The 12,594-nt window shown below is 50.6% G+C and carries 11 protein-coding genes (1 of these 11 cut by a window edge); all 11 read right to left on the reverse strand.

Going from position 1 to position 12,594, the window contains the following annotated elements; all coding sequences use genetic code 11:
• Positions 1–188: the beginning of an imidazole glycerol phosphate synthase subunit HisF gene (gene hisF, locus ACGG9R_RS07705; protein WP_390153527.1), read on the reverse strand. It extends 568 nt beyond the left edge of the window; only the first 188 of its 756 coding nucleotides appear in the window; it begins with the start codon at positions 186–188; its stop codon lies off the left edge, out of view.
• A gap of 334 nt (positions 189–522) precedes the next feature.
• Positions 523–1,242 carry a 1-(5-phosphoribosyl)-5-[(5-phosphoribosylamino)methylideneamino]imidazole-4-carboxamide isomerase gene (hisA, locus tag ACGG9R_RS07710; RefSeq protein ID WP_390153530.1) on the reverse strand — a complete coding sequence of 240 codons (720 nt, stop codon included), beginning with the start codon at positions 1,240–1,242 and terminating at the stop codon, positions 523–525.
• Positions 1,239–1,853 (reverse strand): imidazole glycerol phosphate synthase subunit HisH, encoded by a 615-nt coding sequence (gene hisH, locus ACGG9R_RS07715; protein WP_390153533.1) that lies wholly within the window; start codon positions 1,851–1,853, stop codon positions 1,239–1,241. The genes hisA and hisH overlap by 4 nt, the downstream gene beginning before the upstream one ends.
• Positions 1,853–2,431 (reverse strand): imidazoleglycerol-phosphate dehydratase HisB, encoded by a 579-nt coding sequence (hisB, locus tag ACGG9R_RS07720; protein ID WP_390153536.1) that lies wholly within the window; start codon positions 2,429–2,431, stop codon positions 1,853–1,855. The genes hisH and hisB overlap by 1 nt, the downstream gene beginning before the upstream one ends.
• Positions 2,428–3,498, reverse strand: a complete 1,071-nt coding sequence (gene hisC, locus ACGG9R_RS07725) for a histidinol-phosphate transaminase (RefSeq protein WP_390153539.1) — start codon at positions 3,496–3,498, stop codon at positions 2,428–2,430. Before hisC ends, hisB begins: the two co-directional genes overlap by 4 nt.
• A complete protein-coding gene (gene hisD / locus ACGG9R_RS07730) occupies positions 3,488–4,777 on the reverse strand; it encodes a histidinol dehydrogenase (RefSeq protein ID WP_390153542.1) in 1,290 nt (429 codons plus the stop codon). Before hisD ends, hisC begins: the two co-directional genes overlap by 11 nt.
• Positions 4,778–5,200: 423 nt before the next feature.
• Positions 5,201–5,815, reverse strand: coding sequence for an ATP phosphoribosyltransferase (hisG, locus tag ACGG9R_RS07735; RefSeq protein ID WP_390153545.1), 615 nt, complete (start codon positions 5,813–5,815; stop codon positions 5,201–5,203).
• 1 nt (position 5,816) lies between these two features.
• A complete protein-coding gene (locus ACGG9R_RS07740; RefSeq protein WP_390153548.1) occupies positions 5,817–7,031 on the reverse strand; it encodes an ATP phosphoribosyltransferase regulatory subunit in 1,215 nt (404 codons plus the stop codon).
• Positions 7,032–7,220: 189 nt separating this feature from the next.
• Positions 7,221–10,505, reverse strand: coding sequence for an SNF2-related protein (locus ACGG9R_RS07745; protein ID WP_390153551.1), 3,285 nt, complete (start codon positions 10,503–10,505; stop codon positions 7,221–7,223).
• Positions 10,487–11,857, reverse strand: coding sequence for an EH signature domain-containing protein (locus ACGG9R_RS07750; RefSeq protein WP_390153554.1), 1,371 nt, complete (start codon positions 11,855–11,857; stop codon positions 10,487–10,489). The genes ACGG9R_RS07745 and ACGG9R_RS07750 overlap by 19 nt, the downstream gene beginning before the upstream one ends.
• 32 nt (positions 11,858–11,889) lie before the next feature.
• Positions 11,890–12,549: a flagellar motor protein MotB gene (locus tag ACGG9R_RS07755; RefSeq protein ID WP_390153557.1), complete on the reverse strand. Its 660-nt coding sequence runs from the start codon at positions 12,547–12,549 to the stop codon at positions 11,890–11,892.
• Positions 12,550–12,594: the final 45 nt, after the last annotated feature.

The following is a 12,594-nucleotide window of genomic DNA, read 5'->3' on the forward strand; positions in this document are numbered from 1 at the left end:
ACGAAGGTCTCGCGACCTTCGTGAGTGGCAGTGATGTCATAGAAAACGAGCTCGTCCGCGCCGGATTCGGAGTAGTATTTTCCCAGCGTCACCGGATCGTCAACGTCCTGAAGATTGTGAAATTTTTTGCCTTTGACGACGCGCCCGTGGTTCACGTCCAGGCAGGGAATGATTCGTTTGGCTAGCATAATGTTGCATCCTTTGCGGGTCTACTCAAATGTGGTGGATAAAGAAGGTTCGGGGTCAGCCCGAGGGGCGTGCTGTCCCTTGATTGCATGCGAAAGAGGTTCAGCAGGTTCAAGAGGTCCAAGAGGTTCAACGGGGATGGTGCGGCGCATAATACTATGGAAGCGCCGCGAAGTAAAATAGAGCGATGCCCAAAAGTCGTATTCAAGTCACCAGTCACTAGTCCCCAGTCACTCGAGGCACCTAATTCCTAGCCACTCATCCCTAATCCCTGCTTTTAAACTTGTAGTGCGGCGCAGCCGCCACATCAACCTTGACCCCGTCAGCCTGAACCCTTTACTTTTCCTGGATCTCCACGATCTCTTCCATCGAAACTTTTTCTTCATAGAGGGCTTTGCCGGTGATCGCACCGTAGAGTCCCATGTCAGAGAGCTTCCGCAGGTCGTCTGCACAGGAAACGCCGCCGGAAGCGATGAGGTGGATCCCGGGAAGTGCCTGCAGCTTTTCCATCATCTCGAAATTCGGTCCTGTCAGCATACCGTCACGGCTGATGTCGGTGTAAACGATGGTATTGACGCCATTCTCCAGAAGCGTCTTGACGAAGGGCAGGACCTTCTGGCGACTGCCGTCGACCCAACCGTGGGTAGCGACGGTGTCGCCGTGGGCATCGACGGAGACGGCGATATGGTCAGCGCCGTATTTCTTAGCGGCCTGGATCGCAAAGTACGGAGAGGCGACCGCTTTCGAGCCGATGATGACGCGCCAAACGCCGTTCTCGATATGCTGCTTGATGGCCTGCTCTGTGCGGATGCCGCCGCCGACTTCGACGGGAATCTTCACCGCCTGACAGATGCGATGGATCACCTCGGTATTCACGCCATTTCCTTTGAAAGCACCATCAAGGTCGACGACGTGGAGGTATTTCGCCCCGAGGGATTCCCACTTGAGTGCCATTTTCACCGGATCATCGCCATAGACGGTGAGGTCCTGAATTTTGCCCTGTTTCAGACGGACGCAGTGCCCGTCTTCTATATCAATTGCTGGAAATATTTTCATTTTTGTAACCATTCTGCTAAATTCTTCCAGATCCTAAGTCCTACGGGCCCGGATTTTTCTGGATGAAACTGGAATCCCAATACATTGTCTTTCCCGACGACGGCAGGCACGGTGACGCCGTAGTCTGCGGAAGCGATGATGTCTTCGCTGTCCCCGGGTGTCTTGTAGTAGGAATGCACAAAGTAGACGTAGCTCTTCTCGGGGAGACCGGCAAGCACTTCATGCGGCCGGTGCATCACGAGCTCATTCCATCCCATGTGCGGGACTTTGAGATCGCCTGGCGGAAAATGAGCAATGCGCCCCGGAAGAAGTCCCAGAGCTGGCACTTCGCCCCCTTCTTCGGAGACTTCATAGAGCGCCTGCATGCCGAGACAGATACCGGCGAGTTTCTTGCCCTTTCTGACTTCTTCGCGGATGATGTCCGTGAGACCGTAGCCGGAGAGGTGATCCATGGCATCCTTCATCGCACCGACACCAGGGAGGATCAGGGCTTTCGCTTCGCGGATTTCCTGCGGATCACGGGTGACGACGACATCAAGACCGGCCCGGGTGGCAGCACGCACGACGTTCGCCAGATTTCCTGCATCGTAATCAATGATGGCTATTTTCATCAGAGCACTCCTTTGGTGGATAATACCGTGTCGCCTTCGATGGTGACAGCCTCCTTCAGCGCGTGGCCGATGCCTTTGAAAAGGGACTCGACGATGTGATGCCCGTTCACGCCATAGAGTGTCGACATATGAAGATTCATCTTCGCGTTGTTTGCAAAAGCGAGGAAGAATTCTCTCGTCATTTCCGTCTCGAAGCTGCCGATCCTCTCAACAGGGATATCGACATCAAAGACGAGGTACGACCGACCGGATAGATCGAGCACGATGCGGGAAAGTGTCTCATCCATCGGGCAGAAGAAGCAGCCATAGCGATGGATCCCCTTCTTATCCCCCAGTGCTTTTTCGAATACCTCTCCCAGCGTGATCCCGATGTCTTCGATGGTATGGTGGTTGTCTACGTCAAGGTCGCCCTTACAGGTGAGGGAAATGTCCATGCCGCTGTGACGGGCCAGAAGGTGCAGCATGTGGTCAAAGAATCCGATGCCGCTAGTCCCTTCAAAACGTCCTGTCCCATCGATAGTCAGACTGATGGAAATATCCGTCTCGCCTGTCGTGCGGCGAAGTGTGGCTTTTCTCATGCGAGTGCCTCCCGGAATACAGAAATCAGCACATCATCGACGTCTTTCGTGGTGACGGAAATGCGGAAACCATTCGGGATGTCTTGGCTGTTTCTATAAATCTTGACGAGAATGTCTTTCCTGCGAAGAGCTTCAAAGATCTCCTCCTGCTTTTTATCCACCTGAACGAGGAGGAAATTGGTGCAGGACGGGTAGACCGTGACGCTCGGGATCTCCTTCATGGCCGCGTAGAGACGATCTCTTTCCACGCAGATGGCATCGCGCACTTTGAAAATATCCTCTCTGTGACGGATGACGATCGGCGCAAAGAGCTGGGTGAAAGCGTTCAGATTGTACGGTGCCTTGATCTTCGCGATGGCTTCGATCAGCGCTTCATCGGCAGCAAGGTAGCCGCAGCGCATGCCGGCCAAAGCAAAGGCTTTCGAAAGCGTGCGGAGGACAATGAGATTCGGGTATGTATCGATGAGATCAATGACGCTTTCCTTCTGGGCGAACTCCATGTATGCTTCATCGACGAATACGATATTGTCAGCGGCCTTCAGCACTTCCTCGATGAATGCGCGCGGAAGCAGATCGCCTGTCGGATTGTTCGGATTGCAAATGACGGTCACCTTCGGCTGGTATCGCCTGACCGCTTCCAAAAGTCCCTTCTGATCGCGCCGGTATCCCGGAAGATCCTTGACCTTGATGGCAGATGCACCCAGCGTTTCCGCGCCAAGCTCATACATGTCGAAGGTCGGGCTGTGGATCAGGATCTGATCGCCCGGATCAAGGAAGGTCCCCAGAAGATAGGTGATCATTTCATCCCCGCCATTGCCGACGATGAAGTTCTCCGGCTTCGCGCCGATGTAATCCGCCAGCGCTTTCCGGATGTCATCGGACATCGGCTTCGGGTAGATCTGCGGACGGAAGGTATCGAGAGCTTGGATGAGCTCCTCTTTCACGCCGGGGATGGTCAGGACATTCAGGTAGTTTTCATTCGCATTGATAACATGCTTTTCTGCGATCGGCGCTACGAAGTACGGATCAAAGTCAGCGATCGTTTTTCTGAGCCATTCAGTCTTCATCACGCACCTCCATCGCATGAGCGTGAGCCGTCAGGCCTTCCGCTTTGGCAAAAATCTGGACCTTCTTGGAGATCTTCTGGAAGGCCTCTTTATTATATATTTCTACACTGCTGTGCTTGACAAAATCATAAACGCCGAGCGGCGAGGAGAAAGCGGCGGTACCGGAGGTCGGAAGCGTGTGGTTCGGGCCAGCCATGTAGTCACCGAGCGGTTCGGAGGTGTATTTCCCGAGGAAAATAGCGCCTGCATTATAAATGAGCGGCAGATACTGCTTCGGATCCGGCAGCTCGACTTCCAGATGCTCCGGCGCGATCTTATTCACGATGTCAAAGCACTGCGCCGCATCCTTGCAGAGGAAGGCCTTCGCATAATCATCGACGGAACTCTTTATGATCTCATAGCGGGAAAGCTCTTTCATCTGGCGCTCCATCTCCGCTTCGACCTTTTTACCAAAGTCTGCATCCGGCGTGATGAGGAAAACAGCCGCACGCGGGTCATGCTCCGCCTGCGATAAGAGGTCGGCTGCGATCCATGTCGGATCCGCGTTGGCATCTGCCACGCAGCACACCTCGGATGGGCCTGCGATCATGTCGATGCCGACCGTACCGAAGACGAGACGCTTCGCCATAGCAACGAAGGCATTGCCCGGTCCTACGATCTTGAAGACCGGCTCGACAGACTCCGTGCCGTATGCCAGCATCGCGATGCCCTGCGCACCGCCGACCTTATAGATCTCCTTTACGCCAGCCACATAAGCAGCCGCCAGGATATTCGGATTCACCTTGCCATCCTTCCCTGGCGGTGTCGTCATCGCGACCGAAGGGCAGCCCGCCACGAGCGCCGGTACCGTATCCATGAGTACAGTCGACGGATAGGCCGCGCGGCCGCCAGGTACATAGACGCCGACACGCTGGATGGGAAGAAACTGTTCACCGAGCTCCACACCATCTCTGAAATTCTTCGTCCAGGACTTTCTCACCTGTTCCTTGTGGAATGTCTCAATATTCGCTTTCGCTTCTTTCAGAACTTCCAGAAATTCCGGCGTCACCTGCGCGAGGGCTTCCTGCATCTCTTCTTCCGTCACACGGAAATCGGAGAGCTCTACCCCATCGAATTTCTTCGTCAGCTCACGGATGGCTGCATCTCCCCCATCTCTGACCTTTTCCAGAATGGCAGAGACGGACTTCTCCAGCTCTTCCGACAAATTCACATTGCGGTTTGTCAATGTACGTACTTCTCTCAAAGTAAAACCTTTTTCAGGTACTGTGATCCATTCCATGATGTTATTATCCTTCTTTCAGTATATAAGTTGGCGGTTTCAAGGTTCAGGGTGAGCCCCCGGGCGGGGTGCCCTTTGATTGCGTGCGAAAGAGGGGGGCGGGTACTATAGCTTTCTACGGGTTCAAAGGGGTTGGTGCGGCGCAAATAATAATGAAGCGCCGCGGAGTTTTGATAGCGCTTCGCGCTGTCGTCATTTCGAGCGTAGCCGAGAAATCTATATTGCAGAACACTCATTGCCTGATGTGAGGCAGCACCAAGACATCGTTTCCCCTCAGCGCATACACGCTGATTTCCGCAGTGCAGTAGAGATCCCTCGGCTACGCTCGGGATGACAATGCCGGAGAATCCCAGGCACCAGTCGCTAGTCACTCCTAATCTCCAATTTCTAATCCCTAGCTACTAGTCCCTAGCCACCAGTCACTTATTTAACCAACGTCATAAACTCTGCAATTTCCTTCTGCTTCATTTTATACGATACCTTATTACAGATGAGGCGGGCGGAGAAATCCATGAAATAATCATAGGCTTCGAGCCCATTCTCGCGAAGCGTCGTCCCCGTTTCCACGATATCGACGATGACATCCGAGAGGCCGACGAGCGGCGCCAGCTCGACCGAGCCATTCAGCTTGATGATATCAATGGGCTGGAAGCGATCTGCGAAATATTTTCGCGCGATGGACGGATACTTCGAAGCCACCGTCAGGATCCGCTTCTGCATGACCTTCTGATTTCCTTTGATACCAGACACCGCCATGCGGCAGCGGCCGATCCCAAGATCCAGCACTTCATAGACATCCTCTTCCCCGTCCTCCATGAGGACATCCTTCCCGACGATGCCGGCATCGGCTGCCCCGCGGCGTACATACACCGCGACATCCTGGCTCTTCACCAGCGTCACGCGGATACGCTCCTCATCATCGGTGAAAATGAGCTTGCGGCTCTCATCCGAATAATCAGAAAAATGGAAGCCCCCCTCCGCCAGTCGTTTCATGACCGTCTTCGCGATGCGCCCTTTCGCTAGTGCAATATGCAGCATACTACAGACCTCCCAATTTCTCTTCCAGCTCTTCCTTCGTGAGCGCCGTCCCCTCTAAAAGGAAACGCCCCTCTTTATAAGAAACGATCAATTTATAATCACCTCTGGTGATCGCATTCGTACTCGCGACCCCCATCACCGAGTAGCCCTTCTTGCGCCATGCCATGAGCGTCACGATGAGATCCCTATCCGCCTTCTCATAGACCACCGCCAGATCGCACGAGGGTGCCATCTCTTCCAAAAGATTCGAGTCAGCCATCACTTCATAGAGCAGATTCATATTCATCCCGAAGCCGCACGCCGGACGCGGCACCTGGAACTGCGCCGCCAGCGAATCATACCGCCCGCCGGAAATCAGCGAGTACAGCGCGCCATCCGCATAAATACGGAAAACCAAGTCCGTATAGTATCCCATGTGCGACGTGAAGCCGAAGTCCAGCTGCACGCGATCCGCATAGCCCGCGACCGCCAGATACTCATACACCTTCTCAAGGCGGGCGAGGGCATCCGCCATCTTATGATTCAGACAAAGACCTTCCGCACGCTTCAGCGTCTCTTCATAGCTGCCAAAGAGCCGCGGCAGCTCCAAGAGCACATCCCGCTGGATCTTCGTGATCGACAACCGGTCAGCCAGCTTCTCAAAGGAAACGAGATTTCTCTTCTCCAGGAACTCACGCACCTGCGACAGCTCCTCCTTCGAGAGACGCAGCTCTTCGAAAAGCGCATCCATGTACGCCACACTCCCGAGATCGATACGCATATCATGGATGCCCACCGACTCCAGGAATTCCGCCGCCATCACCATGACCTCGCCATCGCACTCCGGCGTCTCATCCCCCAGGACTTCGACCCCGCTCTGCAGGAAATACTTCCCGTGCGTCGACTTGCCATAGTATTCACGAAAGACCATCGACACGTAGCCGAATTTCAAAAGCTGCCGCGCATCCGGATACTCGCGCGACGCCGTCTTCACGAGCGGCACCGTCACATCCGGCCGCATGACCAGCACCTCCCCCTCGCTGCTGATGGTCTTGATCATCTCGCGCTGCAGCTGCGGGAAATAGGTGCCGTATGTATCATAATCCTCAAAAGTCGGCGTCTGGATGATTTTGCATCCGTGCCGCCGCATGATGGAAACCACCGCACTCTCGATGCGGTCATAATTTTTCATTTCCTCTTCATGCACCATTTTTAAATCGTCTATTGCATGAGCCATACGAGCCCTCCTCTTTCTTTGTTATGGTTATACTTTACCACGATAAAGAGAAAAAGTAAAGGGGCTTGCCGTATTTTTTATCACGCTCGTACATCATTTTCATTTCTAACGTGCGCCTCACGGCTCTTCACAAATAAAAATGCGCAGACCATAGGCCCGCGCATCCCAAACAACATGTATTTTCTTACATCATAAGAGATCCTTTTCTAAGGGGTATCTCTCCAAAAGTTTCGTTAAATCCTGTCGCGCAATCAGTTTGACGCCGGCTGCAGCGGCTCGTTCTTTATCATGGCTCGTGAAATCAAGTGCATTTGTGACTACCACCCCTGAAAAATGATACCCGAGCTTTTTCTCATAAAACGGGATCGCGCTGTAGATGGCTTCTACGCTATCATGAGACAGGCTTGCCCCCATCATCTGCTGGCATCGCACCAAAAGTCCCCGCCGGGATTTCTGATCGGTTTCCACAACCACATCTGCCCCGTAATTATTGGTTTGCTTCGTCTCTTCCGCCGCATAGCCGGGGATACTCGCATAGAGTTTCGCCACCATGCGTTCAAACACATCGCCTGTCACCTTATCTGTGTCTTCGATTGTCCAATATGACGCTGTGCTGCAGGCAGATCCCGATTCCATGTCATTATTCCATCCTACCAGCTTATTATACATATCCTGCCCATCTACTTCGGTATCCGCGGTAGGGAAAATGACACTCTGACTCAGTGAACGCTTGTACTGCAAAAGCTGATCCAGCTTCACATCGAAGGAGTCGCCCCCTTCATACTGAGCAATCGGCAAGTACACATGCACCTCTTTTTTCTGCCCGATGCGATACACGCGATCCGTTGCCTGATCCTCCTTGGCTGGATTCCAGCAGCGACTCAAATGGATAACATGGTTCGCTGCCGTAATGTTAAAGCCGACGCCACCAGCCTCTGCAGAAAGGATCAGAATCGCAAACCCCTCCTTTTGATTGAAGGCATCCACGATCTGCTGTCGCTTCAGGCCTATCAGTTCTCCATTGATGGGCGGCTGGATGGAAATCCCGAATGCCTTTTCCAGAAAACGCTTCAGGATTCGCTGCATTTTTCGGCTCGTCACAAAGATCAGTACTTTTTCTTTTCTGGCTTTGATATTCACCAGGGCCTGAAATGTTGCTTTCAACCGCGCTGACATATTGAAAAAAGCATCGACACTCATATTTTCAAACGTACTATCCGCATATGAAGTCAGATGCGGGCAAAGCGATGTATCTCGAAGCATCGCAATCACTTTCAGGATATCTTTCTTCTTTCCTTTCTTTGCGTCAGCAATTATTTTTTCATACGCTTCTCTCTGCACAGGAGGCATCAGCACAGGTTTCGGTATGACCTCTTTATGCGGCAGTCCTTCCAGGTAGTCAGTCTTCTGCCGCCTGAGGAAAATCGGCTGAAGCTCTTGTTCCAATTTCTTTCCCAGCGCTTCCTGTCCAGCCATATCTCCTTGCAGTTTCTTCAGTTGGTTTTGGTAGGTGTTACAGAAATTCTTCAAATCCCGCAAACGTCCTGGCTCTACGAAATCCATGATACTCCACAGATCCACCCATGCATTCTCGACAGGCGTCCCTGTGATAGCGATTGCAAAATCATATTTCATGGATTTCACTGCATTCGTGATGAGTGTCACTGGGTTTTTGATCTTCTGCGCTTCATCAAGCACCATGAATGACCAGTCAATACAACCAAAGCTGATATCGTAATTACGAAGCGTTTCATAAGAAGTCAATACAATCCTGTTCTTTGCCACCGGAGAAAAATCAAGGCGCAGATCATGCCCTCTTTTGAAATCTCTGAAACTATTTCCATACAGGGGGACTATCTCTTCAAAAACGCCTTCTTTCACAAAGTGAATGAATTCGCTTTCCCAATTTGCCAAGAGCGATACCGGGGCCACCACCAGAACAGAGTTCATGTCTTTTTCACCATAGGCATTCTTGACTCCGGAAATCAATCCCAAAACCTGCATGGTTTTGCCAAGCCCCATGTCATCGGCGAGAAGTACCCCCTGATACCCTGCCTTCCAGTTTTGTGCCATCCAGCGAATGCCCTCTTTCTGATAGGAAAAAGGCACTACGTCATCTTTGAAGCCGGATAATACCTGCTCCATCGACAAATCCGCGCCCAATTTTTGAAAACGCGCCTCTCTTCGCTTCTGCCTCCTCTGCTCATTTGCCTGCTCGTAGCCTACACTTTCGGCATTTTCTTCACTAATCAGGTTTCCTCTATCTTCCTTTGGCTTCTCTCCGTCTGCGCTGCCACCGGTGCTATCTGTTACGTCATTCTTCCCCATCACCTTCTCAATGAAAGCACCAGTAAGTTTGTACGTTTTTCCTTGATAAGAAATCGAAGACTTGTTTTTTGCAAAAGCATTCTCGATCAATTCTTTGAGAATCGCCACATTTTCCTCGGTCACTTCCGGTTCGTCAAGTTCATCAATCCCGTCAAGATCTTCTCTTCCTACACTCCCTTCCTCCGGCAGCCAGCCGCCTTCTATCCCGTTGAGGTAAGGATATTTTTTTGCGATAAAAGCTCCATACTCAATCACACGATCCGAGTACTCACCCCGATCAAAGCGAAATGGAGCTCCGGTAAAGACACTTTGTGGAGACAGAACCAAGGTTTTGGCCTGCTCCTTTGTCAGTTTCCGGGCCTTCTTGATCTGCTGCAATCCATCTTGCTGCTCCTGATCAAATACGTAATAGGTACGATCTTTCCCCATGTACGACCGCTGCGCTTTGCTCCCGTTTTTAAACTTGCGTCCAAATTCACTGGCATCCTTCTCCCCATAAGGACTGCCATCAGCATTCAAAATGACGGGAGAGGCATAATATGTACCATCCGTATCTTCTTTTACCGAGATACTTAAATAATCAGGTGCCACTACATCGATCTTTTCCAAAAACGGATCGAGTCTGGCGTCAATCTTTTTGGCATTCTCTTTGATAAGTGCCACATATCGCAGGCTGCAAGCTAAGATTTTCTCTCGCTCTTTCAATCGACCAATCTCAGCATTACATGACGATGCGCTTTTCAAGATGGCATACTGCTCCTCACTGCACATATAACAGCACCCGGGACGAATTTCTATATAGGAGCCAATCACTTCCGGATTCATGAAATATGTCTCATCCGCTTTTTGAAAATTCACTTTCAAGCGGAAACTGTTATTCTGCGGCAGACCTTCTTTTCCTACAAACAACGGATAGGGAAATATGGGAGGCAGCGTCAAGAGCTCCCTTTCATCACGCGAAAAAGAGACAGCTGTCTCGTGAGAAATTCGATACGAATCCCCCACCTTCGCTGCCTTCCCTTCCATTTCCAACATATCCAGTTCTGTATGGATATCTTCCCACTGCGGGCTGTCCCCCTCCCAGTGAAAATGGTATCCCTCTTCGCTGCAAGTCCAGTAGGATATATTCATGGCTGTACCTTCCATTGCTCTTCCTTTCTCCAAATGTCGCAATGATCATAAATCCAGTTTCTCACCTTAGGCTGCCAATTCGGCCCTCTCCCCATCGGATTGGTATGAACAAACTCCTGCTCCGTATCTGATTTTATTAAATCGCTGTAAGGAATCGTACGGTGTCTCTGATCAAAAATCTGGATTGGCGATTTTTCGCGGCTATAGATGCGAAGCTTTCCGTTATGACTGACCTCTATAAAAGTATACTGCCCTATCGTAAATACCAAGAGACTCGTGTCTGAAGATTTTCCTTCCAGATAATCATATGCCATTAGCTTGCTCTTCTCCTCTTTTGGCAGTTGATTCAGAATGAGCTTTGCCTTTTGGCCTATGATGATGCGGGAAGCACGTATTTCATCCATGTACGCGCCCCAAAAAGCCTGACGATACTTCCACATGCTATCGGCCGTGCTGGCAATGATATGAAAGAACACGGCAAAGTCATTTTTGACCAGCCAATGCAAGAAAATTTCCTTTGCTTCTTCTTCCACGTATAGCCAAGCCGTATCATTTCCTCTCGGATCTCCCATGTACCGAAAAATAAGCTGCATCAGCCAGTTCTTCGCACTGTCACTGCCTTCTTCGTCCACACTGATGATGACAGGCCCGACTACTTTGTTGGAAACCCACTCTTTATTATAACGCGGATCTTTCGTCAAATCGTTAAGCAGGTTCTGCTTCGCATCCAATCCGATATCCATTTGAAACGCATTCACTATAGCGGCTTTCACAAAATTGCTTCCATATAAAGTAGACGGAAAAGACAATGTTTGGAGTCCGCCATAGAGATCCCCCTCAGAAAAGAATTCTGCCATTTGAGAAACACCATCTTTGGCAAGAAGCTGCGGGAAATCCTGCAGAAAATGGATACTTCTTACCCTCCGGTCATTTTTCTGCATTTGTTTCCAAAGCACGGTACGTATCCATTCCGTCTTACGTTCTTTGGGCTCATAGTCACGAAAATAAGCAAAAAGCAACCGCCGAAAACAACTCGTTTTATCTAAATCCACCTGACGCAAAGCAAATTTAGCAACTGGCATGGATAACTCAGAAGAGGATATGACGAAAGGAAGATTTCTGATTTCCCTTCGCGTAAACTCTTCTTGACTTCCCTGATAAATACGTACTGTCTTTTTCACCAGCACTTTTTGATCCAAGGGGTCCACCCGGATCATCTTATCTGCCTTCTCTCTGAGTTTTCTGAGCACCATTTCTGTCCGAGGAAGGCGGAGCGTATTCCACCGTTCTTTGCTTTCTCTCGCTTGACGGCTCAAAGTGTTCGCTTTCATGTTGAGTCTGGCAATGGTTTGACTTAATTCACTCATCCTCTTCACACCCATTTATCAGAATAAAATCATCATTTGGACTCATCCACCGGAGGCATCATTGTAAATCGCAAATCAATACGCCGGTTCGCCTGCCTGCCTTCTTCTGAGTCCTCATCATATTCATCATCCACGATGGGCCGGGTATCTGCATAGCCGGAGCAAGAGAATATCGGCTGCTCATTGGCATTCTTTTCTCTATCCAGCTCCGGCACATCCCCACGCATCAGATTCCATGTATTGATGGCTCTCTTCGTAGACAGCTCCCAATTCGATGGAAATTCATCCGTATGAATATCCACATTGTCCGTATGCCCTTCGATAAAGACAGTTTCTACCACATTTTTATACTCTTTTTTATCGAGCAATTGGTACAAGACATCCCCCAGATTCCGGATGACCTGCTGCCCTTCTTCTTTGACATCGGCTTCTCCCTGTGCAAAAAGTGCGCCTTCCGGAATACGGAGAACCCCCTGCTTCTTATCGATCTTAACAGAGATTCCCCGCTCACTCATCTCCTCTTGGATTTCTTCAAGCAGCTGGTCTCTTTTGGCATTGTTTCCCATATATTGATCTTTTACCTGCCCCAAATTCAGCATGAAGTAGCAGACCGCCAAGATGAAAACAGAGAGCATCCCTGCCATGAGATCACTGATGGACAGGTTAAAGGCATTTTCATGATTTTCCTGCATTTGTGTATTTCCACGAGTTCTTCGCATAGTGAACTTTTACCTCGA

Origin of the sequence: Dialister sp. i34-0019-2H8 (assembly GCF_042846925.1) — a bacterium.
Lineage (GTDB): Bacteria > Bacillota > Negativicutes > Veillonellales > Dialisteraceae > Dialister.

Coding starts and splice junctions, on each gene's coding strand:
- hisA (WP_390153530.1), bottom strand. CDS start 1,242: ATGAAAATATTTCCAGCAATTGATATAGAAGACGGGCACTGCGTCCGT.
- hisH (WP_390153533.1), bottom strand. CDS start 1,853: ATGAAAATAGCCATCATTGATTACGATGCAGGAAATCTGGCGAACGTC.
- hisB (WP_390153536.1), bottom strand. CDS start 2,431: ATGAGAAAAGCCACACTTCGCCGCACGACAGGCGAGACGGATATTTCC.
- hisC (WP_390153539.1), bottom strand. CDS start 3,498: ATGAAGACTGAATGGCTCAGAAAAACGATCGCTGACTTTGATCCGTAC.
- hisD (WP_390153542.1), bottom strand. CDS start 4,777: ATGGAATGGATCACAGTACCTGAAAAAGGTTTTACTTTGAGAGAAGTA.
- hisG (WP_390153545.1), bottom strand. CDS start 5,815: ATGCTGCATATTGCACTAGCGAAAGGGCGCATCGCGAAGACGGTCATG.
- ACGG9R_RS07740 (WP_390153548.1), bottom strand. CDS start 7,031: ATGGCTCATGCAATAGACGATTTAAAAATGGTGCATGAAGAGGAAATG.
- ACGG9R_RS07745 (WP_390153551.1), bottom strand. CDS start 10,505: ATGGAAGGTACAGCCATGAATATATCCTACTGGACTTGCAGCGAAGAG.
- ACGG9R_RS07750 (WP_390153554.1), bottom strand. CDS start 11,857: ATGAGTGAATTAAGTCAAACCATTGCCAGACTCAACATGAAAGCGAAC.
- ACGG9R_RS07755 (WP_390153557.1), bottom strand. CDS start 12,549: ATGCAGGAAAATCATGAAAATGCCTTTAACCTGTCCATCAGTGATCTC.